The organism is Bacillus massilinigeriensis (assembly GCF_900111815.1).
GTDB lineage: Bacteria > Bacillota > Bacilli > Bacillales > Cytobacillaceae > Mesobacillus_C > Mesobacillus_C mediterraneensis.
On record NZ_LT630004.1, the window covers coordinates 2,645,746 to 2,670,205 of the forward strand.

General features: G+C 44.9%; 31 protein-coding genes and 1 tRNA gene. 5 read left to right on the forward strand and 27 right to left on the reverse strand.

All coding sequences use genetic code 11. From position 1 onward, the window contains the following. Positions 1–207: 207 nt before the first annotated feature. From BQ5796_RS13860 to BQ5796_RS18710, 6 genes are all read right to left on the reverse strand, one after another. The gene (locus BQ5796_RS13860; RefSeq protein ID WP_071460753.1) at positions 208–738 is read right to left on the reverse strand and encodes a helix-turn-helix domain-containing protein; all 531 of its coding nucleotides are present in this window, start codon (positions 736–738) and stop codon (positions 208–210) included. Between the two features lie 16 nt (positions 739–754). After that, a complete protein-coding gene (locus BQ5796_RS13865; RefSeq protein ID WP_071460754.1) occupies positions 755–961 on the reverse strand; it encodes a helix-turn-helix domain-containing protein in 207 nt (68 codons plus the stop codon). Positions 962–1,250: 289 nt separating this feature from the next. Continuing rightward, positions 1,251–1,616, reverse strand: coding sequence for a hypothetical protein (locus BQ5796_RS13870; RefSeq protein WP_071460755.1), 366 nt, complete (start codon positions 1,614–1,616; stop codon positions 1,251–1,253). A gap of 1 nt (position 1,617) precedes the next feature. Next, positions 1,618–1,911, reverse strand: coding sequence for a hypothetical protein (locus BQ5796_RS13875; RefSeq protein WP_071460756.1), 294 nt, complete (start codon positions 1,909–1,911; stop codon positions 1,618–1,620). Between the two features lie 177 nt (positions 1,912–2,088). Beyond that, positions 2,089–2,577: a hypothetical protein gene (locus BQ5796_RS13880; RefSeq protein ID WP_071460757.1), complete on the reverse strand. Its 489-nt coding sequence runs from the start codon at positions 2,575–2,577 to the stop codon at positions 2,089–2,091. A 1-nt stretch (position 2,578) separates the two neighbouring features. Next, on the reverse strand, positions 2,579–2,707 hold the full coding sequence (locus BQ5796_RS18710; RefSeq protein ID WP_282956866.1) for a hypothetical protein: 129 nt from the start codon (positions 2,705–2,707) through the stop codon (positions 2,579–2,581). Between the two features lie 147 nt (positions 2,708–2,854). Here BQ5796_RS18710 and BQ5796_RS13885 point away from each other — a divergent pair, with 147 nt between their 5' ends. Beyond that, positions 2,855–3,073 carry a helix-turn-helix domain-containing protein gene (locus BQ5796_RS13885; protein WP_071460758.1) on the forward strand — a complete coding sequence of 73 codons (219 nt, stop codon included), beginning with the start codon at positions 2,855–2,857 and terminating at the stop codon, positions 3,071–3,073. A 15-nt stretch (positions 3,074–3,088) separates the two neighbouring features. On the opposite strand, the gene BQ5796_RS18865 is transcribed toward BQ5796_RS13885, so the two are convergent. The 5 genes from BQ5796_RS18865 to BQ5796_RS13905 form a co-directional block, all read right to left on the reverse strand. Then, positions 3,089–3,379, reverse strand: a complete 291-nt coding sequence (locus BQ5796_RS18865) for a DUF3102 domain-containing protein (protein WP_141769955.1) — start codon at positions 3,377–3,379, stop codon at positions 3,089–3,091. Between the two features lie 164 nt (positions 3,380–3,543). Further along, positions 3,544–4,104 (reverse strand): recombinase family protein, encoded by a 561-nt coding sequence (locus BQ5796_RS13890; RefSeq protein ID WP_071460759.1) that lies wholly within the window; start codon positions 4,102–4,104, stop codon positions 3,544–3,546. A gap of 535 nt (positions 4,105–4,639) precedes the next feature. Further along, positions 4,640–5,392 (reverse strand): helix-turn-helix domain-containing protein, encoded by a 753-nt coding sequence (locus tag BQ5796_RS13895; RefSeq protein ID WP_071460760.1) that lies wholly within the window; start codon positions 5,390–5,392, stop codon positions 4,640–4,642. A 162-nt stretch (positions 5,393–5,554) separates the two neighbouring features. Next, on the reverse strand, positions 5,555–6,661 hold the full coding sequence (locus tag BQ5796_RS18715; protein ID WP_083413125.1) for a tyrosine-type recombinase/integrase: 1,107 nt from the start codon (positions 6,659–6,661) through the stop codon (positions 5,555–5,557). 31 nt (positions 6,662–6,692) lie between these two features. Beyond that, a tRNA-Arg gene (locus BQ5796_RS13905) sits at positions 6,693–6,764 on the reverse strand. A 268-nt stretch (positions 6,765–7,032) separates the two neighbouring features. Here BQ5796_RS13905 and clpP point away from each other — a divergent pair. Continuing rightward, positions 7,033–7,635 (forward strand): ATP-dependent Clp endopeptidase proteolytic subunit ClpP, encoded by a 603-nt coding sequence (gene clpP / locus BQ5796_RS13910; protein WP_071460762.1) that lies wholly within the window; start codon positions 7,033–7,035, stop codon positions 7,633–7,635. Between the two features lie 47 nt (positions 7,636–7,682). Here clpP and BQ5796_RS13915 read toward each other — a convergent pair whose 3' ends face one another. The 8 genes from BQ5796_RS13915 to BQ5796_RS13950 all read right to left on the reverse strand — a co-directional run bounded on the left by BQ5796_RS13915 (position 7,683) and on the right by BQ5796_RS13950 (position 14,899). Continuing rightward, positions 7,683–7,940, reverse strand: a complete 258-nt coding sequence (locus BQ5796_RS13915; protein WP_071460763.1) for an HPr family phosphocarrier protein — start codon at positions 7,938–7,940, stop codon at positions 7,683–7,685. A gap of 116 nt (positions 7,941–8,056) precedes the next feature. After that, positions 8,057–9,004, reverse strand: coding sequence for a DNA-binding protein WhiA (gene whiA, locus BQ5796_RS13920; protein WP_071460764.1), 948 nt, complete (start codon positions 9,002–9,004; stop codon positions 8,057–8,059). A gap of 84 nt (positions 9,005–9,088) precedes the next feature. Beyond that, entirely contained in the window at positions 9,089–10,048 is a 960-nt protein-coding gene (locus tag BQ5796_RS13925) for a gluconeogenesis factor YvcK family protein (RefSeq protein ID WP_071460765.1), read from the reverse strand. Beyond that, entirely contained in the window at positions 10,045–10,938 is an 894-nt protein-coding gene (gene rapZ, locus BQ5796_RS13930; protein ID WP_071460766.1) for an RNase adapter RapZ, read from the reverse strand. The genes BQ5796_RS13925 and rapZ overlap by 4 nt, the downstream gene beginning before the upstream one ends. A gap of 48 nt (positions 10,939–10,986) precedes the next feature. Then, positions 10,987–11,445, reverse strand: coding sequence for an NUDIX hydrolase (locus tag BQ5796_RS13935; RefSeq protein ID WP_071460767.1), 459 nt, complete (start codon positions 11,443–11,445; stop codon positions 10,987–10,989). A 288-nt stretch (positions 11,446–11,733) separates the two neighbouring features. Next, complete coding sequence (trxB, locus tag BQ5796_RS13940) at positions 11,734–12,684, reverse strand: thioredoxin-disulfide reductase (protein WP_071460768.1); 951 nt, start codon at positions 12,682–12,684, stop codon at positions 11,734–11,736. 128 nt (positions 12,685–12,812) lie between these two features. Beyond that, a complete protein-coding gene (locus BQ5796_RS13945; protein ID WP_071460769.1) occupies positions 12,813–14,309 on the reverse strand; it encodes a tetratricopeptide repeat protein in 1,497 nt (498 codons plus the stop codon). Positions 14,310–14,470: 161 nt separating this feature from the next. Further along, positions 14,471–14,899 (reverse strand): DUF5391 family protein, encoded by a 429-nt coding sequence (locus BQ5796_RS13950; RefSeq protein ID WP_071460770.1) that lies wholly within the window; start codon positions 14,897–14,899, stop codon positions 14,471–14,473. 224 nt (positions 14,900–15,123) lie between these two features. Between BQ5796_RS13950 and BQ5796_RS13955 the strand changes: the two genes are divergently transcribed. Further along, a complete protein-coding gene (locus BQ5796_RS13955; protein WP_071460771.1) occupies positions 15,124–15,975 on the forward strand; it encodes an MBL fold metallo-hydrolase in 852 nt (283 codons plus the stop codon). A gap of 123 nt (positions 15,976–16,098) precedes the next feature. Here BQ5796_RS13955 and BQ5796_RS13960 read toward each other — a convergent pair whose 3' ends face one another. The 6 genes from BQ5796_RS13960 to hprK form a co-directional block, all read right to left on the reverse strand. Then, positions 16,099–17,355, reverse strand: coding sequence for a cation:dicarboxylate symporter family transporter (locus BQ5796_RS13960; RefSeq protein ID WP_071460772.1), 1,257 nt, complete (start codon positions 17,353–17,355; stop codon positions 16,099–16,101). A 169-nt stretch (positions 17,356–17,524) separates the two neighbouring features. Next, the gene (locus tag BQ5796_RS13965) at positions 17,525–18,058 is read right to left on the reverse strand and encodes an acyltransferase (RefSeq protein ID WP_071460773.1); all 534 of its coding nucleotides are present in this window, start codon (positions 18,056–18,058) and stop codon (positions 17,525–17,527) included. A 2-nt stretch (positions 18,059–18,060) separates the two neighbouring features. Then, positions 18,061–18,705, reverse strand: coding sequence for a pyrophosphatase PpaX (ppaX, locus tag BQ5796_RS13970; protein ID WP_071460774.1), 645 nt, complete (start codon positions 18,703–18,705; stop codon positions 18,061–18,063). Continuing rightward, positions 18,695–19,639 carry a nucleoside recognition domain-containing protein gene (locus BQ5796_RS13975; protein WP_071460775.1) on the reverse strand — a complete coding sequence of 315 codons (945 nt, stop codon included), beginning with the start codon at positions 19,637–19,639 and terminating at the stop codon, positions 18,695–18,697. The genes ppaX and BQ5796_RS13975 overlap by 11 nt, the downstream gene beginning before the upstream one ends. Before the next feature lie 24 nt (positions 19,640–19,663). Next, complete coding sequence (lgt, locus tag BQ5796_RS13980) at positions 19,664–20,491, reverse strand: prolipoprotein diacylglyceryl transferase (RefSeq protein WP_071460776.1); 828 nt, start codon at positions 20,489–20,491, stop codon at positions 19,664–19,666. A gap of 45 nt (positions 20,492–20,536) precedes the next feature. Further along, entirely contained in the window at positions 20,537–21,472 is a 936-nt protein-coding gene (gene hprK, locus BQ5796_RS13985) for an HPr(Ser) kinase/phosphatase (protein ID WP_071460777.1), read from the reverse strand. 146 nt (positions 21,473–21,618) lie between these two features. On the opposite strand from hprK, the gene BQ5796_RS13990 reads away from it, so the two are divergent. Both BQ5796_RS13990 and BQ5796_RS13995 read left to right on the forward strand, forming a co-directional pair. Then, complete coding sequence (locus tag BQ5796_RS13990; protein ID WP_071460778.1) at positions 21,619–21,846, forward strand: DUF2164 domain-containing protein; 228 nt, start codon at positions 21,619–21,621, stop codon at positions 21,844–21,846. Positions 21,847–21,922: 76 nt separating this feature from the next. Further along, positions 21,923–22,492, forward strand: coding sequence for an N-acetylmuramoyl-L-alanine amidase (locus BQ5796_RS13995; RefSeq protein ID WP_071460779.1), 570 nt, complete (start codon positions 21,923–21,925; stop codon positions 22,490–22,492). A gap of 380 nt (positions 22,493–22,872) precedes the next feature. On the opposite strand, the gene BQ5796_RS14000 is transcribed toward BQ5796_RS13995, so the two are convergent. Next, the gene (locus tag BQ5796_RS14000) at positions 22,873–23,226 is read right to left on the reverse strand and encodes a phage holin family protein (RefSeq protein ID WP_071460780.1); all 354 of its coding nucleotides are present in this window, start codon (positions 23,224–23,226) and stop codon (positions 22,873–22,875) included. Between the two features lie 37 nt (positions 23,227–23,263). Continuing rightward, positions 23,264–24,397 (reverse strand): DUF4097 family beta strand repeat-containing protein, encoded by a 1,134-nt coding sequence (locus BQ5796_RS14005; protein WP_071460781.1) that lies wholly within the window; start codon positions 24,395–24,397, stop codon positions 23,264–23,266. Positions 24,398–24,460 lie beyond the last annotated feature (63 nt).

A 24,460-nucleotide genomic window follows, 5' to 3' on the forward strand; every position in this document is an offset into this window, starting at 1 on the left:
ATGGGTAGCTGTCTTTTTATTTTGTTATTAAGTTCTTTGACCAACAAAGGTATATAAGCAATTAACGTTGTAGCGACTTATGCAATAAGGCGCAATGTATCTTTTTATCGGTATATTTATTTCGGTATATTTCTTTAACCCATCAAAACGACGTGTAGATACCCCTCAAAATGATGAGTATATACCCCTCAAAATGATGAGTAGGAACTAAAGCCATCCGTCTAAATCTAATTCTCGACAGTCATCTTCAGGCGGTGCTATAATCTCAATAGATACTTTTTCTTCAGCCTTGACGTTTGCAGCGTCAGGTTTTTTATTTTTCAGACGTGCTTTACTGGTTTCCTCGCGTGATTTAATATAATCCCGCCGTTTTTCGTAATGCTCCTCGACTTCTGGAAACTTCGCAATCAATTCCTCGATAGTTGCTACTGGCTTTTTGATGAAATAAACGTTGTTTTGCGCCACACTTGAACGCTTTTTCTCGATTAAATCTAACTGAATAAGAACTTTAATGCAACGTTCCACAGTCGCTTCACCCAAGCCGGAGTCAGCGGAAAGTTGCCATAGAGTAGGGAACGCATAACCGTAGTTCGGATTCCAATAGTCAAACAGTAATTCATAAATTAGCCTTACATTTCCGTTAAACTTGGGGTGCTGCGTATAAACTCGTTTTAAGCTCGTTAATCCTGGCGAATAATACTCTTCAATTTTAAAAGGATATTTTTTATCTGCTCCCATATTTGAACCCTCCATTTTATTTTTCTTCCAAAAACGATTGGCAACGGTCAACATATTCTGCGCCAAACGACTCTCGGAATCTTTTATTCACACGATCACTAATATTTTTCTTGTTTCTTTCAATCAAACAGACTAGCGTTTTGCTGATTCCTAACAGATTCGCAACCTCCTGCTGCGTCAAACCTTGTGATTGCCTGATAAACTTAAATAATTTTGCGTTCATTTTTGTCCTCCTATTTAAACTTTGTTTACTCCCACTGTAAAAAATAAGAGAACACTGAACCCGTGGGAGCGGGCAGTTTCAGCGTTCCTACTAATACCTTTTTGTCGCCAGTTAAAAATCCCCGCTTAAATTAATACCACCGAAATAGCAAAACTGCGCAGTAAAAATTAATCTATACATTCCGTATGACGCATGACCTCTCGTTTTACATCACTTTTTCGGGCATAAAACGCTATTTGTAACGAAAATGTAATGTAAAACCGCCATCCAACCGGACAGCGGCATTCATTTACGCCTCGAGCGCCATTAGCACCTCGCCAATATCGCCACTTACATTTAATTGACCGCGGATTTCAGCGCTTTTGCGCATCGCCTTTTCGTGCTGATCCTCGACCGTCTCCATTTGTTGACGCAGCATGTGATAAACCGGACTCAATCGCGCCAGTTCATCCTTTACAATGCGGCGGGATTGCAACGTTTCTTTTAACTTAAGCGCGTAGTCATGGCCAGATATGGCGTCAATGTCGTTCTTTTCAATGTCGTGGTATATTGCCGATACTTTGCGATCAAGAAGCGACTGCAGACCGTTCAAGCGGTTATAGTACGCTTTTACTTCCTCACTAAGCGAAACAAGTTGCGAAAAATAGTCGTGCATCCTAAAATCCTCCATTGGTTGCGTATTTTCTTATGAAATCGAGCAGCGATCCGTTTTCGATTAGTTCGTAGTCAATCTCTGCATCCTCCGCAATCATTAGCTGAAACATCGGCGCCGACGCGCGGTCGACTATAACGTGTTCTTGGCCGGCAGCAACCGGCGGTATAGTCAGAAAGTTTAGTTCGCCATAACTGTTTTCGATTAACACTGAATCCGCAATCAGCGGCAGGCGCTCGGTTATTTCGCCGAAGTCCGGGTCATCACTAGCAATGAATGTAGCGTTAATTAAGCGCATATGAAGCCTCCTGTTCCTGGGTCTCTCGTCATTTCCGATTCCTCCCTTCCGTTAGTCGAGCGTTCAGCGCCCGCTTGTAAGCCGTTAGGCGGCCATGACGATAACGGTTGCGGCGGCTTCCTGGGCGCCCGTATTCGGCAACCTTGCGTGTATAGTAGGCGATTCGAGCAACGTTTTTCATCGCCCAGCACCTCCCATAATTAAGTCGATAACAAACCCAGGATTGTCCTGCGACAAATCTTCGGCGCCTTCTTCGACGATTACAGCATTTTCGTGACCATCCAGCGGCTTTGCTTCGAAAAATGCTATCAGACCGTTATTATCGCATTGGAGCACGATGCCCCTATCTTCATACAGGACGCCAAGTTCTGCAAATTCCCAATCAATTTCTCCATCATATTTTCGATAGACAGTGACTCGTTTCATATTCTTCGGCCCCTCCTTGATTAAATCGAGCAACATATCCGGTCTGCCGTTTAAGTAATTGGTATCATTAACGTCAAGATTCACGACTACCTTACTCGGATCCTTCGTTTGCTGACATTCATAAAGCCGCGTCCCATCGTTATCGGATACGAGTACCTTATCGCCGACAAGGACACCTTTTTCGTTTTCGGAATCGAAGCTTTTCCCCTCGAACACGTACATAGCTGTTACTTTTTCCATATTAATTCCCTCCGATTGAGTTAATTTGATTCATGATTCTGCGCTGTAGGCTTTTCGGTGCGATAAAGTAAGCTGCGGTAAAGACTGCGATTGTTACGGCCATGATTACGGTAAAAAACACGGCTCCCATTTTCTCACCTCTCATAATTCCGTTATTTCGTAATCCGTATATTAATAATAATTCCGTTATTTCGTAATGTCAACAAAAATAATTCCGTAATTGCGAAATTTATTTTGGCATTATATAATTACGATAATAAGACTAGGATGTGGTTAAATGGTTGAGATTAAATTGAGGATAAATGAATTGCTAAAAGAGAAGGGCATGAGCCAGAAAGAACTAGCGGAGAAAACCGGCATTAGACCAGCTGCCATTAGTGAGATATGCAATAATCAGCGGAAATCAATAAACAAAGAACACCTAGCGAAGATTATTGAAACATTAAACATAAGCGATTCAAATGAGATATTCGTATTAGAAAACGCCAAGCAATAGCGCCTGGCGTCTTTTTTATGTTGTTGTCGGGATGGTGTGCGGTTGGTCGCGCTGTTCTGCTGGTAGGGTTGCTATTTCATAGAGCGCTTTAATTCCAAGGTTTCGGTGTCCCGAGGCACCGAGTTCCTCCGCCACTTTTATAAACTTGTTGGCATGATTCCTAGAAATCTCAATTTCTTCGTTACACCAACGCTCCCAGTCGCGATAGCTTTCAAAACCGTAATTTTTCGGATTATCTCGTACTCCTCTTAACCTTCTGCTGATTTCGAATATTGCGTTTCCTGCGATTTGTTTGTACGAATTGATTTCCGTTTTTTACCCCCGAGTTATTAAAATTTTGCGGAAATTTTTTGTGTCATATAGAAAATATTGGAAGTGAAGTGTTTTCATGATGCGCGCTACTCGATACCACCTGGGCGAGGTCGCCGCGCTACCATACCCGCCCCCCTATAACGAAAAAAGAGCCGGCACTATTTCGCCGACTGCTTTCTCTTCGCTCTTATTAACGTTGACTTGCTTATGCCGGTCATGTCCTCGACCTGCTTATACGAATAGGACGCGAGCAACCCAAGCGCATGCTCTACTTGCTTCCTCGAATACTTCGCCGGCCTACCCTCTCGGAAGTCATCACGCTGCTTAGCTATCGCCTTGCCCTCCTGCGTTCTCTCAACGATCATATCGCGCTCGAACTCTGCGAATGCAAAGAAGATATTACGGATTAGCTTCGACGCTGGCCGATTATCCATAACGCCCATGTTCAGTATGTTGACACGGACACCCTTGTCGATTAGTTCCCGCACCAATTCGCTGCCTTGCGTGGCACTCCTGGCTATGCGATCCAGCTTCGTTACGACCAATGTATCACCCTCGCCTAGCACGGCCAGCAGCGCCTGTAACTGCGGTCGATCCTTTTGTGTGCCGGTAAACTTCTCCGAATATATCTCGGTGCATCCTTCCGCCTTCAGCGCTTGTATTTGCGCCTCTAAATCTTGCCCTGCCGTTGATACCCGCGCATATCCATATATCGTCATATTGACCGCCTCTTTCCGTTCTCATTTATGGCGATAAGTTACGACACCGCCTGATACCTTTATTCTAGCGGAAGCCTAAACCGGTGTCAATACTTTTAAGTTATGGCGCTTTGACCCCCGTGAGTTTGGCGAGTGCCTTCCGGTCGAGGCGGCGCGGCTGATGTTTGCGCCAATGCTTCCGGTCATTACGCAATCTAACGCTACATATAGACGATAACACCGTATTCCTTCTATATAAACGCTATATATTGATTCAACGGTAGGGTAACGCCAATATCGGCAATAATCGGAACCCCGAAAACGTTCGGAGGGTCACGCGGACAAGGCATGCGGCTGGTAGAATCGCGGCGTATAGTCCGATACAGTCCGACCGTATGGCGCCTCTCTATCCGCTTTCCCTCTATTGTCTGTTCGCATTATTTACTAATCGGACATACTCGAACGCCTAAAACGCGCGATATTGTAACGTTATGTAAACCAGCGGCAGCCATTCCGTTCGTGTTCCTTCATACAGTGCGTACAATATTCGCTTTTCTTACATTAGTTCGCTAATCACTTGCGCATATAAGCGGTCTAGCAGGCGGTCAAGTGTACCGTGAAAGTATCCGGCAATGTTGCGTAATCTCTTCCGTTTAGTCGCCATAAACGCTATTCTGACCGCATCTAAGCCAGCGCCAAGTAATTCCTCTTCGGTATGGCACTCGCGTATGTATGAAGTTTGGGCGAGATAGATTCCGTATAGTTTGTTGGTCAGGCGGTCATCCTTAACGAATGATCCGACCGTTTTCTTGAATCGTACATAAGGCGTCATAATCGTAGAAGCATATCCGCTAGGATACGTAATATCTTTAGAGTTATTTTGTTTAATAGAATTATAAGGTTCGTTCTCACTTTTCGGCTGCTCAACGCTTGCGGGCGCTGGCTCGGCGGCTTCCTCACGCCTGGACACTTGCGCCTGGACATGCGGCAGTATTTGCATGATATTGGCGCCTTGCCCTCCGGTTACTTTTCGCATCGTAACCACCTTCCGAACGATTCGCAACGCTACAAGGCGACTGATGGCGCGTCGGACTGTCTTCTCGCTCATTCCGATCATAGATGCAATCGTTGCCGCCTTCAAGTGAGCGACGCCAGGATACTTAACGGCATGGCGAGATATGACCGTCAAAACCCTGCGAGCGGTTTCGGATAGGTCATAACGGTTGGCCGTAAGGTGGGCGCTGGTCGCTTCGTTGAGCGCCTGTTTCGATTCGAATGTTTGATAGTTTGCGAGATATGATAAGTTCATTTTTCCGGCTCCTTTTGGAGCGCTTGCCCAGCCGTAGCTTACCGAAAAATGGCGCACTTAAATAAATGTTGCGAGCACGCTTTTTTTCTGATAAACTGAAAACAGATGATTGTTTCGGTGGGCGTTTGACTATTTGTGGTAGTCGGCGCTCTATTTTTTTGTTTACATGTTTTCGAATCCTTGCTCGATTGCGTCCTCCAAGTCTTTTCCGTATATCTGGACATAGCGCTTCAATATCTCAAGCGATTGATGTCCGGTTAATCGTTGAAGGACAAAGATATTCGTTCCTGCTTCGATCTTTAATCGGCAGAATGTCCTTCTAAACGCATGCGGATTTACTGCAACCTCTTTATTTACGCCGGTCTTCTCCCCGTACTCTTTTATCCGTAGCTGAACTAATCGCTGGTTTACCGGCTCATCTTCAACGGTAATAAACAGCGCATCAGTATGCAGAACGCCGCGCTCTTGCATATAAGCTTTTAAGACGGCTTTCAGACGTTCTGTAAGCGGTATCCTGCGTGCGTAGCGGTTTTTGGTATACTGGACGTTTATTGCGCCTTTCTCGTCGAATGAGACGTTCTGAACGCGCAGATTTACTAATTCCGTGAGTCTTATTCCGGTATGGGCTAACGTCAGCATCATCGCTAAATCCCTTAATCCCGCAAAAGTGGTCACGTCTGGCGCGTCGAGCAACATCTTAAGTTGCCGCTTTGTAAACGTGGCGCCTATTTCGTGTCGTTGCTTTAATTGCTCGATCCCGTCGAAAGGATTCGCGGCGATAAAGTCTCTATCCTTACAAAAGTTAAAGAACGTGCGGCCGGCTCGTATTCTTGTATTGATCGTACTTACGGCTCGTCCAAGTTCTAATTGATGGGCGATAAATCCTTCGATGTCTGATTGTCGAAGCTTCCTAACGTCCGACAATGGCGATTTGATTGCGTCCAGACTCCGACCAACTTGCTTCAGTTCTTTGTCGTAAAGCTTTATCGTGTCGGCAGCGAGCCCTCTTATCGTGCAATTCTTCAAAAATTCGGAGACGGCTTCGAAAAAACTTACGGCTATTAATTTGGTATCGTTTGGTTTTTCGCGCGACTGTTGCGCTATTGTAGTGGTGACGGTTGTTCGTCTTTTAATGCGGAAAACCTCCCCGTAGAAAATTAACGGAAGGCTTGTACGTAGGGGGTACGTGTTACTTTTCGTGTTACTAAACGGAGGAAAATATCCCAGAAAATAAAAAACGCCCCTACGCTTAAACATGCGTAGAGGCATCGTAAACTTTAACGTTATACAATTACGGTGACGCCCTCGTCAGGACTCGAACCCGAATTTCAAGAACCGGAATCTTGCGTGCTATCCGTTGCACCACGAGGGCATATATTATTATATTGGAAAAGCTGGTTGGTGTTACGCTTATCTATTATAGGGTATATCCTTATGTAATGCAAGCCGTTTTTCGTTTAAAAAGTTTGATGATGGGTAAGATGGAAGGGTAAGGCAGGGTTTCGGAGGGAACTGTCGAAACTTTCTCTTGAAGGACAACATCGATTTGTTTGACCTTTATTGACCATCGGTGTATCATTAACAGTACATAGATTTCCTGGCGAAAGCCAGAGCTTATGATTAAAGGAGGAACACAAAATATGAACTTGATTCCTACAGTCATTGAACAGACAAACAGGGGCGAACGTGCCTACGATATTTATTCCCGCCTGCTGAAAGACCGCATCATCATGCTTGGCAGCGCCATTGATGACAATGTGGCAAACTCGATTGTCGCACAGCTTCTTTTCCTAGAAGCGGAAAATCCCGAGAAGGATATATCCATCTACATCAACAGCCCTGGCGGCAGCATTACAGCTGGTATGGCAATCTACGATACGATGCAGTTCATCAAGCCGAATGTACAGACAATCTGCATTGGTATGGCTGCATCCATGGGAGCATTCCTGCTTGCAGCCGGTACAAAAGGGAAGCGCTATGCCCTTCCAAACGCAGAAGTCATGATTCATCAGCCGCTCGGCGGAGCACAAGGTCAAGCAACGGAAATAGAAATTGCTGCAAAACGCATCCTTTTCCTACGCGACAAGCTGAACGATATCCTTGCAGAGCGCACTGGTCAGCCTCTTGAAGTGATCCAGCGCGATACTGAGCGTGATAACTTCATGACTGCTGAGCGTGCAAAAGAATACGGTCTAGTTGACCATATCGTCAATCGCAATCCAAACGAACCAACAAGCAAATAAATGTGAGAAGACTCGCCCTCGACGGGCGAGTCTTTTTGGTGCATACATTAGTCTTCTTTTTCTACATATGAAGCCAGGGCAGAGAGCGCTTCCGCTTCGTCCCTGCCTTCTGCGATCAGTTTCACGGTAGAGCCTGTTCCTACCGCAAGGCTCATAAGACCCATGATGCTTTTCGCATTCACCTTTTTCCCGTCCTTTTCAAGGAAAATTTCCGATGAAAACCGGTTCGCCTCCTGGACGAACAGTGCCGCCGGACGTGCCTGCAAGCCGGTCTTCAATTTTACTTGAACCTGTTTTTCTACCATCTTTCCTTCCCCCTCGGCTATTCATCATTATATTCGGGCACAGGCTCTCGATGTATGTACATTGTTCCCGTTATTAGAAGAACACGTATTCCCCATCTGCCTGGTACACTTCCAACTTACTGTTTTGCCATATCTCCTGCCCGGAGCTTCTCTGCAATTTCATCAATTTTTCTCAGGCGGTGGTTGATGCCAGACTTGCTGATGGAACCGCCTGACATCATTTCCCCAAGCTCTTTCAGCGTGACATCCTGGTACGTAATGCGTAGCTCAGCAATTTCCCGAAGCTTATCGGGAAGGACGTGAAGCCCTACCGTATCACGAATATAGCGAATGTTCTCGACCTGACGAAGTGCAGCGCCGATTGTCTTGTTCAAGTTCGCTGTTTCGCAGTTCACGAGCCGGTTCACAGAATTCCTCATATCCCGCACGATTCTGATATCCTCAAACCTTAACAGCGCATTATGAGCGCCGACAATGTTCAGGAATTCAGTGATCTTTTCAGCTTCTTTCAAATAGGTGATAAACCCTTTCTTCCGTTCAAGCGTTTTGCTGTTTAAATCAAATTTATTCATTAACTCGCAAAGAGATTCATTATGCTCTTGATATAGCGAGGAAATTTCAAGGTGATAGGAGGAGGTTTCAGGATTGTTGACCGACCCGCCTGCTAGAAAAGCACCGCGTAAATAAGAACGCTTACAACACTTCTTTTTGATTAAATTCGCGGAAATATTGTGAATAAACGCAAAACCCTCTTCAAGGATTTGCAAATCTTCCAGTATAGCCCTGGCCGAATCCTTCAGCCGAACAATATAAACATTATTCTTTTTCAGCCGCATTTTTTTCCTGACGAGCAGTTCCACTTGCACATCATAGTTTTTTTTAATCAGCGTATAGATCCTGCGGGCAATGGCTGCGTTTTCGGTTTGGACATCCACGACAAGCTCCCGGCTTGAAAACGACAGCGACCCATTCATGCGAATCAGCGCGGACATCTCCGCCTTGCTGCAGCAGCCTTTCACATCAAGATTGGTCAATTCCTTCTTGGTCTCCGAAGCGAAAGACATTGTACTTTCCCCCTTATGAAGCAATCGCGCCCCCATTGCAGGGACGCTCCGTTATTTGCGGCATCCGCATCATTTCCCGTTAGGCTAAACCTCTAAAAGGGAAATGAGCATTCTCGCAACTTTATTGGTGTCATGGCGAATAACACCATCCGTCTGAATGACAATCTCATCTTCCAATATATCAATCCCCATATGCAAAAGACGTTCTCGGTCAAAACGCACAGGCTGTGCCAGCTCTTCCTTGTAGCGCAGCTCAATATCCTCAGGGATAGGTTCGTTATTGACAAGAATCGCATCGAGAAAGGAGCAGTCCATATGTTCATAAATCGCCTGAACATGGTCACTTGCAGTAAAATCAAGCGTTTCTCCTGCCTGGGTCATCAAATTGCATATATACACCTTTTTCGCTTTCGCCTCGCAAACTTCCTTGCCAAGTCTTTCGACAAGAAGATTAGGCAATATGCTAGTAAAAAGACTTCCAGGTCCGATTACAATCAAGTCGGCCGCCCTTATTTCATCGACCGTTTCTGGCAGCGGCTGCACTCCCTCCGGACTGAGGAATACTCGCTTGATTTTTTTCCCGGAGTAGGGAATCTTGCTTTCTCCGCTTACAATCGTTCCATCTTCCATTTCTGCATTCAATATAACGCTTCGGTTGGCAGCAGGGAGCACTTTTCCTTTCACATTCAGCACCCTGCTCATTTCCTGAATGGCATGGGAGAAGTTCCCCGTAATAGAAGTCATCGCAGCAAGGATGAGGTTACCGAGCGAATGGCCGGAAAGTTCATTCGAGGTGGAAAAGCGGTGCTGGAACATTTCTTCAACCAATGGCTCGACATCCGAAAGTGCCGCGAGTACATTTCTAATATCTCCCGGCGGCGGGATGGATAAATCAGCCCGAAGCCGGCCAGAACTTCCGCCATCGTCCGCCACTGTGACGATAGCGGTAATATCAATAGGATACTGCTTCAGGCCGCGAAGCAATACCGGCAGTCCCGTTCCACCGCCGATAATAACGACCCTTGGCAGGCTGCCTTTTCTCATGAGGAATGTGCCTTTCTCTTATCGATATCTCGGTGAGACACCCTTGTTTTATAATCGTTTTCAAAATGATGCGCAATGTGCTCCGCGAGCGCAACGGAACGATGCTGGCCGCCGGTACAGCCGATGGCGATGACAAGCTGGGCCTTCCCTTCCCGTTTGTAATGCGGCAGCATGAAAGCAAGCAAATCTGTTACTTTTTCGAGGAATTTATGCGTCTCATTCCATTTCAGCACATAAGTGCTCACTTCCTCATCAAGTCCTGTCTTCGGCCGCATATGATCGATATAGTGCGGGTTTGGCAAAAAGCGCACATCAAAGACAAGATCTGCATCGATTGGAAGGCCGTGTTTGAAGCCAAAGGACATGACATTCACGGTAAAAGTTGTCCTTCCGTCCGCTGCAAAGTCTTCCAGAATTTTTTCGCGCAATTCTTTTGGCTTGATGTTAGAGGTATTATAAATGATTTGCGCTCTGCCCTTCAGTTCTTCCAGTAGTTCACGCTCCAGCTTGATTCCTTCAAGCGGAAGGCCAGATGGAGCAAGCGGATGGAAGCGCCTTGTTTCTTTATACCGTCGGACAAGCGCTGCATCATCCGCATCAAGGAACAATATTTTCGGCGTTACCCATGATGTTTCTCCTAGATCATCAAGCGCACGGAAGAGGGAATCGAAAAACTCCCTTCCACGCAGGTCCATCACAAGCGCCACCTTGTTCATCTTGTTGCCGGATTCCTTCATTAATTCCAGGAATTTCGGGAGCAAGGTTGGCGGCAAATTATCGACGCAGAAAAAACCAAGATCTTCGAAGCTTTGGATGGCAACAGTTTTCCCCGCTCCTGACATTCCTGTTATAATGACAATCTGCGTATCATTCGTAGAGCCGGTCGTCATATTTTTCCCCCAATTCTTCGGTTTCTATAATTGATAGAATGTTTTATGTTAATTCGGATCAAGCCTGTAATTGATCAGCTTAAAATCTGGCGTATAGGTAAATGCGCCGTAGATAATCCCTTTTCCCTGAACCATATAGTCGAGGATATGGTAATCACCCGCAGCCATGGGCAAATTCTTAATTTCACTAACATCATGCCACTGAAGCGTGCCTTCGTCCGATGTTTCAAGATGGACACCAGTTGATTCTGTAGCAAAGAATGTGAACATCATCCATTCGGATACAACTGTATCCCCATCTTTGATGACAAATGTAAAAATCCCTTTAATCTTAGGATTCAGCAAATAAATTCCTGTCTCTTCACGATATTCTCGTATGCATGAATCCTTCACTGTCTCTCCAGGCTCCATCTTGCCGCCCGGTGCTACCCACCAGCCTCTTCTGGGCTTTTGCAGCAAAAGTACTTTATTATCCCTGATCAATAAACAATTGGTTACGCGCTGCATAGCATTCACCTTCAAATAAAGAATGGACAATCATATCATTCTTTTCATTATACTATTTTTAGAAAGCACTCTCAATGAAATGAAAAGTGATATTTTTGTAAAGGTTGGGAAATAAAAGACCCTTGTTATAGTCATATCTCCGCTTCTGTACCATAAAAAAAGAGCACAGGAGAACCTGTGCTGATAAAGGGTATATTTTCAAAAGGGGGTCAATTTCTATTCCTATTATACCCGCCGATTATTTCGCTACTGTTACAGAAGAATTAATATAGCATTACTTTTCGCAGCTTAGGCTTGCCCTTTTAGCTCTTCCTTCAGCTCTTCGACGTAGTGCTGGGCATTTTGAGCGGCAATGCTGCCGTCACCTGTTGCTGTTACAATCTGACGAAGTGTTTTTTCACGGATATCTCCTGCGGCAAAGATGCCGGGAACCTTTGTTTCCATGATTTCATTTGTTTCAATGTATCCATTGCTGTTTGTAATCCCAAGGCTTTCAAACGGCTTTGTCAATGGAACCATGCCGATATAGATGAACACACCATCTGTCTTGAATTCCATCTCCTGGCCATCTTTCGTGGAAACAAGCGTAACACTGCCGACCTTGCCGTCTTTCTCATTGATTTCCTTCACTGTATGGCTCCAGATAAAATCAATTTTCTCATTGTTGAACGCACGGTCTTGAAGAATTTTTTGTGCCCGAAGTTCATCGCGGCGGTGAACAATCGTTACTTTTGAAGCGAAGCGAGTCAAGTAGACACCCTCTTCGACAGCAGAGTCTCCTCCGCCAATTACTACAAGTTCTTTCCCTTTAAAGAACGCGCCATCGCAGACAGCACAATAAGAAACACCGCGGCCCCCCAGTTCCTTTTCACCAGGTACGCCGATTTTCTTATATTCTGCTCCAGCGGACAGAATCACAGCCCTTGCCTTGTATTCTTTCGAACCAGCAATCACTGTTTTGTATTCCCTGCCATCGATGATTTCTTTTACATCGCCGTATGCATATTCCGCCCCGAATTTCTTCGCATGGTCGAACATTTTTGTTGAAAGTTCCGGTCCAAGAATATGATCGAAGCCAGGATAGTTTTCAACCTCTTCCGTGTTAGCCATTTGGCCGCCCGGGACGCCGCGCTCAATCATAAGCGTTGTCAGATTTGCCCTTGATGTATACACAGCTGCCGTCATTCCTGCCGGCCCTGCACCAATGATGATGACATCATAAATTTTTTCTTCAGCCATAGGTATAACCTCCTATTTCCCTTCCATTGAACGGATACCGTTTTTAGTATTTCCTTGCTATTCCTATCCTATAAAAATAAAGGCCCGTACGTCCAAGAATGTGCTCGGAAAAACGTACGGGACATATGCTAGCTAAGCAGGCCAGTCACCATTTTGACATATTTACTTAAAGTAGATACGGAGATATCGTATTGGGCTGCAGTTTCCTGCCTTGTTGCCTTGAATTCGCGAAATTGCGCCCATACATAGTCAATTGCCGCCGCCCAGGCTTTGTTATTTTTCAAGCTGTAGCCTTCTTGGAGGGCTCCCTGGAAAACAGCAAACCAGATGATATAAATGCCTGCGCACTCATAATTGATAGGCTGATGGAATCTATACAAATGCATGGCAGTATCATGAGCGCGAAGCACTACTTCCATTTCCTTCTCGCGGAGGCCCGACTCGATAAACTCCAGATAGAGCTTTTCCATGTCAGATAGCTTGCCGCTAATATTCTCTTCTTTCAGCACTTGCTCTTTTTGATCAGAAAGAGCTGTCAAAAACAAGGCGAGAAGCCGTTCTTCCATGTTATCACTCTGGAACCTTGTGATAATGGAGGATATTTGCGTGTCAAGCTGCTTGCCATGGTTGCGTTCACTCCATGGCTCATGCCCTACCCTTTCAGGACTTTCCACAAGCACTTTCTTCCAATAGTGTCTCGACGCCTGCTCCCTGCCTGTATGATACGCGGAGCAGGATAACCAGTAATAAAACGCACCGTCGCCTTCATGACCAAACCGCTGAAGCCGCTTAAGCCATTTGTATCCATGCTCCCATTCTCCGATAAGCGAAAAAGTAGCTCCCAGCTTGAACTGCTGTTCTCCTGTCAGCGGGTGAATTTTCGCAAGCACTTCTGTTAGCCTGGCAACTTCCTCATCCATTCTGTTATAGTATGCAAACACAAGCTGATTGCAAAGTGCATGCAGGTTCCCCGGGTTCAGTTCGAGCACTTCTTCAAGAATCCCTGCTGCCTTATCGGTTTCCCCAAGGTAAAAATATGCGAGGGCAAGGTTATTATAAGCGGACCAGTACTCAGGAAAGTCACGTACCAACGCTTCAAATACCTCGACAGCCTTCATAAATTCGCCATCTTCAAGCAGCTGTCTTGCTTCTTCCTGCTTCATGATGAGCTCATCATCTTCAAACAGTTCCTCATCAAGATTCTCTGCCTCCACCGTGATCACTTCTAGCAAATCTTCGGCATCTGCCGCGAACTCACCTTCCGGATCTTTCTTTAAATAGAGGTTGACTTGATGATATGCATCTTTAAATAAGCCCAAATGAGCGTAATTGTTGGCTAAAAAGTAATGACATTCTGCCATTTCTTCGTCATATTCTTCAAGGATCAGCTGCAAGAGACGAATCGACTGCTGGTGCTCGCCCATTTCTGATTGGACAATTGCCAGCTGGCATACGATCATCGGTTCTCCCGGCTCCAGCTCCATCGCACGGGAAAAATACTTGTACGCCCGCTGCAAATCCCGTCGATTGTATGCCCTGATTCCTTTGGCATAGTAATACTCGCCATTAGGAACAAATGACAGTACTTGCCCAGTTTGTTTGATTGCTTTAAAGTTTTTTCCCATCGAATCCTCCAAAAATGGTTATTAACTAATATATTATATCACATAGAGATGTTTTCGGAGAAGAGGGGAAGACGTTTTGCCTTTTCCTAAATTCCCCTTTTTTTAGGTTTCCCTAGTATTTTCGATCGTCTCAGAGTTGAACTTTTGAATTCCAGCGGGATTTAACTTTCACCCTGCCTTTCAGCACTGTTTTCCTGAGTGGAATTATCCCTTTGCAGCGCAGTGTAAAGCCACTCTATGTTCACGACAAATACGCCGATGCAAAAGAAAACGGCTAGAAAAAAATCTGAAAACCGATAGGAAGTTGATTCAGCAAACATTATTACGATTAGAAATGTAAGCAGAACAGCAAGAATTCCGACGCAGCAAAAAGCAGCCATGACGTATTTCATCATCCGGACTCCAAGCACATAGAGAAGGAGCGGAATGACATAGAGAGCAAGAGTGATTCCAAAGAATGCGACCATCCCTTCCGCGCTCTGAGGGTTTTGCTGCAGCGGGGATAAAAATGCTGCAGCCACAAGACATAAAAACAACATAGCTGAACACAACGTAATCAATACCAATTTTCTTTTTTCTCCTGATCGCATGCTTCCTTAGCCTCCTATGGAATATGGTGACATTCTGATTATGTAGCTTGGGATATAGTTCGGGTTTGGTGTTTCAGTATTACTATATTATGGATGCAGAGATAAGTTCACCAAAGATATTTTTTCCACAATATGTATTTTTGCTAGAATCAATCTAATGCGAATATCGTTTCTTTTCAGCCTGATCGGGTAAAATAGGAAATAGATTGGAAGGAGGCATCAATATGGAAAATAGTTCAGAAAAGAGGTTTATCCCAGTCACTTCCATTGCTAGCGGAAAGCTGCAGTCAGCCTCGGCAGATGTTCACTATTTCACCGTCCAGATTGTCAACGTCTGTTTTATCGGGGTTCCCGGAGAAGGAAACGATTGGGTACTAATAGATGCTGGGATGCCGCGGTCAAAAGAAAAAGTTGCAGAGGAAGCGGAAGCTTTGTTCGGAAAGAATAACCCTCCGAAAGCCATCCTGTTGACACACGGTCATTTTGATCATGTCGGGGCACTTAGAGAGCTTGCGGAAGAATGGCAGGTTGAGGTTTATGCGCATGAAAGGGAGCTTCCATTCCTGACGGGTGCTGACGATTATCCGGAGCCTGACCCAACAGTGGACGGGGGACTTCTTGCAAAGAGTGCAGCTATCTATCCGAATGAGGGAATTGATCTCGGAGCAAGAGTACATCCTCTCCCCATGGATGGGAGCGTTCCACATCTCGCTGATTGGAAATGGTTCCATACACCAGGGCACACACAAGGGCACGTTTCTTTTTTTCGGGAATCAGACCGGATGCTTATTGCCGGTGATGCATTTGTGACAGTCAAGCAAGAATCACTCTATAAGGTCGTCACACAGAAGAAAGAGATCAGCGGGCCACCGAGATATTTGACTACCAATTGGGAGGCAGCAAGATCCTCTGTGGAGCTTTTACAGCGGCTTCAACCGAATATCGCTGTTACAGGACATGGAAAGTCGATGGCAGGAAAAGAATTAACGGAAGGATTGCAAATGCTCGTAAAGGAATTCGCTGCGATTGCCGTTCCAGAGCATGGAAGGTATTTGAATAAGCAGAAGGATCAATAATCATTATGTAAGCATAATATACATGGTAAAGTGTGCTATCCCAAATTGATATCCTGCAGATTATTTTAAAATAGCAAAAACGGCAGGCACCTCAGAGCGGTGCCTGCCGTTTTTCGCTGAATATTATGCGACCATTTCGTCGCGTTCTCTTTCGGACATTGGTTTGAATTCGCCTTCCCACTTGGAGATAACAATTGCTCCAAGGGAGTTGCCGACAACGTTAACTGCTGTTCTAGCCATATCAAGGATGCGGTCGATTCCAGCGATGAAAGCAAGTCCTTCAACTGGAATACCAACAGTGCCAAGCGTCGCAAGAAGGACGACGAAAGATACACCTGGTACGCCTGCAATTCCTTTAGATGTAACCATTAGAACAAGAACAAGAGAAAACTCCTCTACAAGCGTCAAGTCGATACCGTACATTTGAGCAATAAAGATGGCTGCAATCGCCTGATAGAGGGTGGAACCATCAAGGTTGAAGGAGTAACCTGTCGGAATAACGAAAGATGTAATCGCTTTCGGACATCCGTACTTCTCCATTTTCTCCATGATTTTTGGCAGTACTGTTTCAGAACTTGCAGTCGAGTATGCGAGGATCAACTCATCCTTCAAGAAGTTCAGAAGGTGGAAAATGTTCACGCCAGCCATTCTTGCAACTATTCCAAGTACCACAACGATGAAGAACGCCATTGTTAAGTACACAGTGATAACAAGCTTCCCGAGCGGAATAAGTGATGCAATTCCAAATTTGGATACGGTTACACCAATCAATGCAAAAACACCAAACGGTGCAAATTTCATAATCTGGTTTGTCATATAGAACATAGTGTCAGCTGTTCCCTGGAAGAACGCCAGCACGGGTTTCCCTTTTTCTCCAACAGCCATTACTCCAAGACCGAATAGAACAGAGAAGAAAATGATAGCCAGCATATCGCCTTGTGCCATGGAATTGATAATATTCGTTGGTACAATATTGACGATTGTATCAGCAAATCCGTGACTTTCCACTTTTTCAGCTGTTTCTACATAGCTGTTGATATCCGTTTTCTCAAGAGAACTCATGTTCACGCCTGTTCCTGGATGAAAGATATTTGCAACTAAGATTCCGAGAACAATCGCAACAGTTGTAATTATTTCAAAATATATAATAGTTTTCCCGCCGAGACGGCCGAGTTTCTTTGTATCACCAACGCTAGCAACTCCAAGAATGATAGAGGAGATAACAATTGGAACGACAATCATTTTTATTAATCTTAAAAATATATCTCCGACAGGCTGTAAATAGGAACCAATCTGCGAGTTTCCATAAAATAAGGCACCAACAATGATACCGAGCACTAAACCGATTAGAATCTGCCAAGCAAGTCCAATTCTTTTCATACGATACCTCCCTATATTTTTCATAATACTAGAAAAATATATTATAAGATTTATTAAAAGACAAGAAAATGACATCAAGATTAATTATTGATAATCTTCCTATTTTTAATTATTTTCAAATAATAAAACCCCTCTATCAATAAAATAGAGGGGTCATGCATTTTTCTGACTATCGATTACTGCCATAAATGGAATCATTCTTCCATCTTGCTTCTAACTCTTCTTTCGTATAAATGACCCTCATAGGGTTTCCCCCCACAAAGGAACCTGAAGGCACATCTTTGTGGACAAGCGTACCTGCAGAAACGATACTATCATCGCCAATGGTAATGCCGGGAAGGATGGTCGTATTAGCGCCAATCATCACTCGATCGCCAATGACCACTTCGCCAAGCCTGTATTCCTTGATGAGATATTCATGGGCAAGGATGGTCGTGTTATAACCGATGACCGTGTTTTTGCCAACACTGATTTTCTCCGGGAACATGACATCCAGCATGACCATCAGGGCGAAAGATGTTTGCTCGCCGACTTTCATGCGTAAAAAAGTTCTGTACAGCCAATTTTTCATTCCAAGAAAAGGCGTGTACCGAGCCGTTTGGATGACGAGGAAATTTTTTACTACCTTGAGGAAGGGGACTGTTTTATACACATGCCAAAGGGAATTTGCCCCTTCAACAGGATATCGTTTTGTCCTGCGCATCTTTAAACTCCGACAATCGGCAAAAGGTCTGGCATGCGTTCAAGCATGAAATCAGGTTTGTATGCTGCAAGATGCTCTCTCCCTTTAGCCGTCCAGGCAACACCAGCGGTTTTTGTGCCGGCATTCTTTCCAGCAAGGATGTCATGATGGTTATCGCCTACCATTATGGCACTCTCAGCATCAGCATTCAGAAGACTTAAAGCCTTCAGTACAGGCTCAGGATCAGGCTTCGCCTTTTCCACATGATCGATGGCTACGATTACCGGGAAGAAAGCATCAAGCTTTGTCAGCTTTAATCCCTTATGAACGACATCTGAAAGTTTTGTCGTAACAATCGCAAGCTTTTTCCGGTTTTCATGAAGAATTCGGACAGACTCGTAAACTCCTTCAAATTCCTTTACGAGGAAATCGTGCTGCTCCAAATTATATTTTCGATAGACGCTGATCATTTCATCACAGCGCCCAGGATTAATCTTTTCAAACGTTTCTTTCAGAGAGGGTCCCATAAACGGAAGAACCTCTTCCCGTCCGTACTGCCCAGGATAGTATTGTTCCAGTGTATGCAGAAAAGAGGAAATAATCAGTTCGTTTGTATCAATTAAAGTACCATCCAAGTCGAATAAAACTGTATCGATGCTATTGCTCATAGTAAGCTTCCTTTCTTTTTGCTACTTCAGCCCGTTTCCAGAAAAATGCGACCGCCACCGTTAAAAACACTGCGACTCCGAGCCGGATTAGAAGCAGCGGGATGACTGGTATGCCAAGCGGTACAAATATTAACGTGTCTTCCACAACTGCGTGGCAGGCGACAAGAAAAATGAACGCAATCGTAGCATCCTTTTTGCTTACACCATCTTCCCTAACCGCTTGGATCATCACGCCTGCGCCCATCGCAAGACCAAAAAGCAATCCGGCAGCCATCGTCGTTGAGGCATTTGCCTCCATGCCAAGCGCCTTCGTTGCAGGAGAAATCCACCCTGAAAAAACATCAAGCCATTTCAAGTCCTTCAGTATCTGGATACCTACCATGAGTGGAATGACAATGATGGCAAGCTGGAATACCCCTATCCCAGCCTTTTCCAAACCATTCAGCAAAATCGAAACCCATCCTTCGGTGATTTCTTCTTTCGCAGGAATGAGCCCGTATTTCGCCATTTCTTCCCCGCCTTGCCAGACGAGGTTGATGACGACCGCAGAAAGAAGGGCTAGCCCAATTCTGACAAGAAGAACTATCCACAGCTTGACGCCAACTTTCAGTGCGACGCCTGTCTCGATAAACAGGTTATGCGAAAAACTCAGCATCACTGCGATAATAAATACTTCCTTTACCGTCATGTCCAGAGACAATACCGCTCCAATTGCCGCATACAGGTTTAGAAAGTTTCCGAGCACGAGCGGAATTGCTGCATCTCCCGATAATCCAAGGAAACCCATCAGCGGCTCTATCGCTGTGATAACCCATGGCAAAAAAGGAGTGTGCTGCAAAATTGAAACGATCAGCGTGACAGGGAAGATGATTTTCCCCAGTGTCCACGTTGTCTGCAAGCCAACAATGAATCCTTTTTTCAACGTTGAAACCATAAAGCATCCTCCCTCCCTGAATATTTATTCTTTTTCCGATTCACTATCATGATAGCGCACTTGAGAATACCCTTTCATTCTCCGGTAAATCCATAGCACGATTGATACAGCAATAAGGACCGCGGATATCGTCTGTGCCATTCGTAAATAATCCGTTAGCATAAGACTGTCCGTCCGCAAACCTTCGATGAAAAAGCGGCCGACAGAGTACCAGATAATGTAGGTGAGAAAAAGCTCCCCTCTGCCAAGATTGACTCTGCGCAAAGAGATAAGAAGGACAAAACCCAGCATATCCCAAACTGATTCATATAAGAAGGTTGGGTGGTAATATGCGCCATTTATGTACATCTGATTTATGATGAAATCAGGAAGATGGAGATTTTCTAGGAAGCTGCGCGCCACTTCATCGCCGTATGCCTCCTGGTTCATAAAATTGCCCCATCGCCCAATTGCCTGGCCAAGGATAATGCTCGGTGCGGCAATATCAGCAAGCTTCCAAAACGATAATCCTTTATTTTTTGCATAAATATACGCAGTCACAACTGAACCTATGAGGGCACCATGAATGGCAATACCTCCGTTCCATATCTTGGGGACTTCTCCAAGATTCTGTCCATAGTAATCCCATTGAAAAATGACATAGTAAATTCTGGCGCAAATGATTGCGATTGGAACAGCCCAAAGCAAAAGATCAGGGAAGACTTCTTTGTCGAGTCCCCTTCGCTCACTCTCCCTGACCGCAAGCCACAACGCTAACACGATACCTGCACCAATAATGAGTCCATACCAATGGACGGTAATCGGTCCCAATGAAAAAGCCACTGGATCGAGCGGTACAATATTCTCTTCCATGCTATTCCTCCCTCTCCCTGTAAAATCTCTATATCAACGAAGAACTTAACGGTCTTCTTGGCCACCATCCATAATGGCTGTCGAAAGCCGACTCGTGAATTGTTCCGCTGCATTCATTCCCATTCGTTTGAGGCGGAAATTCATTGCAGCTACTTCAATAATGACAGCAAGGTTTCTTCCCGGTCTGACCGGAACGGTGAGCTTTGTGATATCTGTATCAATAATCTTCATCGTTTCTTCGTCAAGGCCCAGACGATCATATGTCTTTGCCTGATCCCAGAGCTCAAGGTGGATGACGAGCGAAATACGTTTATGCGTGCGGACGGAGCCAGCTCCAAAAAGGGTCATGACATTGATAATGCCAAGTCCCCGAATCTCAAGCAAATGCTCGATCAGCTCTGGCGATGTACCCACAAGGGTATCCTGGTCTTCCTGGCGGATTTCCACACAGTCATCTGCCACAAGACGGTGTCCCCGCTTCACAAGCTCGAGTGCGGTTTCGCTCTTTCCTACACCGCTCTTCCCTGTTATGAGAACACCGACCCCATATATATCAATAAGCACACCATGAACAGCAGTAGTCGGTGCCAGCTTGCTTTCCAGGAAACTAGTCAAATGCCCTGAAAGCCTCGTCGTCTTAAGATTCGACCTCAACACAGGAACAGACTCGCGTTCCGACGCCTCTACGAGTTCCTCTGGTACTTCCATGCCGCGGGAAATAATAATTCCAGGTGTAATATCAGTACATAGCCTTTCCATTCGTGACTTTCGGTCAGCCTCGTCCAGCTTTTCGAAAAAAGAGAGTTCTGTTTTTCCTATAAGCTGCAGCCTTTCCGCAGGGTAGTATTCAAAATATCCAGCCATTTCGATACCAGGGCGTGAAATATCCGTTGTCGTAATTGGCCTATTAATGCCTTCTTCACCGCTGACAAGTTCCAGATTAAATTTTTCGATGATGTCTTTTGTACGGACCTTTACCAAGAAAGCCTCTCCTTTCATCCTCAATGCGTGCAATACTTTTTATTTTAGCATCTTTTTGTTGAGAACAAAACGTGACCGCCTTCTTTTTTACCATTTTTGCCAGCACCCCTTTATAATGAAATTAAAACAGGAGAGGGGAAGGACAGATGCCTGGAAAATTTCAGCTAGATAAGGAAACAAAAGAACTGTTCGCGGGAGAGATTCAGCAATACTTTTTAACGGAGAGAGGAGAAGAATTAGGGAATCTTGCTGCCCTGCTGATTTTGGAATTTTTCACTGAAAAGCTTGCCACACACTTTTATAATCTAGGTGTTGCCGATGCCGGAAAGTTCATTTCCGATAAACTGGACGATCTTTACAGTCTGGAAAAATAATCTCATTGGTATGTCCTTTTAAACGAAAACTCTATATCTAATAGATAGAAGAAGTTTTTTAAAGGAGGACACAGATATGAAAATAGTGTTGGATGCAGGCCACGGCTACGCTACTCCCGGGAAGCGGAGTCCTGACGGAATGCGTGAGTACGAGTTTAACAGAGCTGTTGCAGAGTATACTCGAAAACTACTGGTGAGCTATGAGGACGTTACAGTCACTTTCGCTCATTCTGACGAACGGGACATCCCGCTTGCGGAACGAACGCGGAAAGCGAATTTGCAGCGTGCAGACCTTTATGTATCTATTCATGCCAATGCTTTCAGCTCAGGATGGAGCGAGCCTGGGGGAATCGAGACATACGTTTATTTAAGGAAGCCCCCAGTTGCCTATGCGTTAGCTCAAAAGATCCAGCGAAATGCAGTGGCAACAACAGGTCTTCGCAATCGAGGCGTCAAAACAGCGGACTTCCATGTTTTGAGAGAAACAATGATGGATGCAGTCCTAATCGAAGCAGGATTCATGACCAATAGGGAAGAAAGCCAGCTCCTCCTCTCAGAAACGTATCGGCGGATAATCGCTAAGGCCATTGCTTCAGCCACCGCCGAACAATATCGCTTAAAGAAAAAAAATGCTAGAAAATATTAGCTCCGATTTCGCTATTTTCCCGCCGGATCTATTTTAATTGCAGTATTCAGGCTTGCTCTCCACACTCGATTCTGCCCTCAAACCCTAAAAAATTGTAATTTTGATTTGTTTTTGGGGGAGGAATGGACAGTTTTCGGTAGGTTGGGATGACTTTTTGAAATAAATTGCTTGTGTAACCGATTACACCAAGGCATACGCCTTGGTGGACTGCTTCTGGAATGAGGTTATCTACGGTAACGGTTCATTTATCTACGGTAATCGCTATAGTATCTACAGTCAATTCTATTTATTTTCCATATGTTGCTGAAATTGAATTTGTACTAAAATCGAAGATAAAAAAAGTAAAAACAGCTCCAGCAGCTTTTGGCCGGATCTGTTTTTTACTTTTCCTGTTTGAGCACCGTACTCTGGAGAATAAGATTGACGAGCACCATGATCACAGCGGTCATCAATGCCATCCCAAACCCCTGCACTTCAAAAGCTGCCCCCATCACTTCATCTGTAATAAGAATGGTGATAGCATTGATGACGAACAAGAACAATCCAAGGGTCAAAATAGTTACTGGAAGTGTCAGTAAAATCAGGATTGGCCTGACGAGCACATTGAGAATTGAGAGCACTAAGCTGGCTCCCAAAGCAGCTCCAAAGCTTTCCATGTAAAATGCTTCCCCAAAATATCCAGAGATTGCTGTAAATAATATTGCATTAATAACGATTCCTAGAAGCCATTTCATCATTTTTCACCTCTGTCTTCGGAAACAGGAGCAGCAGCTAGTTTGCTTCTTTCCCCTCATTTCTATTCAGCGTAATGGCTCCCGTTTTTGATTCTGCGCAGATTCGCAGAGAGGCCGGAGCATCATCAGCAGGTTCGAAACGCATCGTTTTTTGGATCATATCCGATTTATCCTCCACGACGCGCACATTCTCGAAATTCACCTTGAAGTTGCCAAGATTAGATTTTAGTGTTCCAGCTGCCGCAACGGCAGGTACTGTAAGCTCTACTCTTCCTGTTGAAGATTTTGCTTCAATGTTTTCGCAATCATCATTTTCCACCCTACAGTCAATCTGGCCGTTAAAGGATTGCAAATCAACATAGCGGAAAGAACCGAGCACCGTAATAGCACCGTTGATCGTTTCTGCCTCTAGATTGTGTATGCTGCTGTTATATACCTTGAGATGGCCATTTGCCGTTTCGCTTTCAAGCTTGCGACATTGAAGGTTATCAAATGAGATTTTTCCATTGGCAGTCTTCGCTCTAAAATCCCGCGTCGAAAGGCTGCTGCCTTCAATTCCACCGTTAAAAAGCCTGATGCGGATACTGTCATAGTCTTCCCTTGGGACGTACAGTTCAGCAGTAACCTTCATCCACTTTTGCTGTACGGCAAAGCGAAGCCTTTGGCCTTCAATGGCAAATACGGCATCTTCCAGTAGTTTGCGGCGCGCTTCCTCTTCTGTTTCTACACGATATACTTTCACGCTGCATTCGATGCGGACATCTCGGCGATCCCATGGAACAAGGCGGACGCTGCCGTTAGCGATATCTATGTCGATTTTATTAATATAAGTATCGTTCTGCTGAAAAATATGTTCAATTTCTACAGCGTGCCCAAAATTCAGATCAAGGTCAAGGTCCTTAATTTTCTTAAAAGTAGTATCGACAAAATCGAACACCTTATCCTGAATCGACCGAAAAGTCTCTCCAAAACCTTCTTCTTTTTTCTTTTCTGCCCTACTGCTGCTCTCTTCTTCCTGCACGACAGCAGACAGCTCTTTCTTGATTTCCTCCTGCTTTTCCTCCATGCTCTCGGTTGTTTTCTCAAGCTGCTCCAATAGGAATAACGCTTCATTCACCGACAGCTTGCCGTCCTCCACCATCTTCAGGATGCGCTTCCGTTCTTCCTTCATTTCGCTTCATCCCCTTCAACATTATAATTGCTACACCAATATATACGATGATAGTTGGAAGAA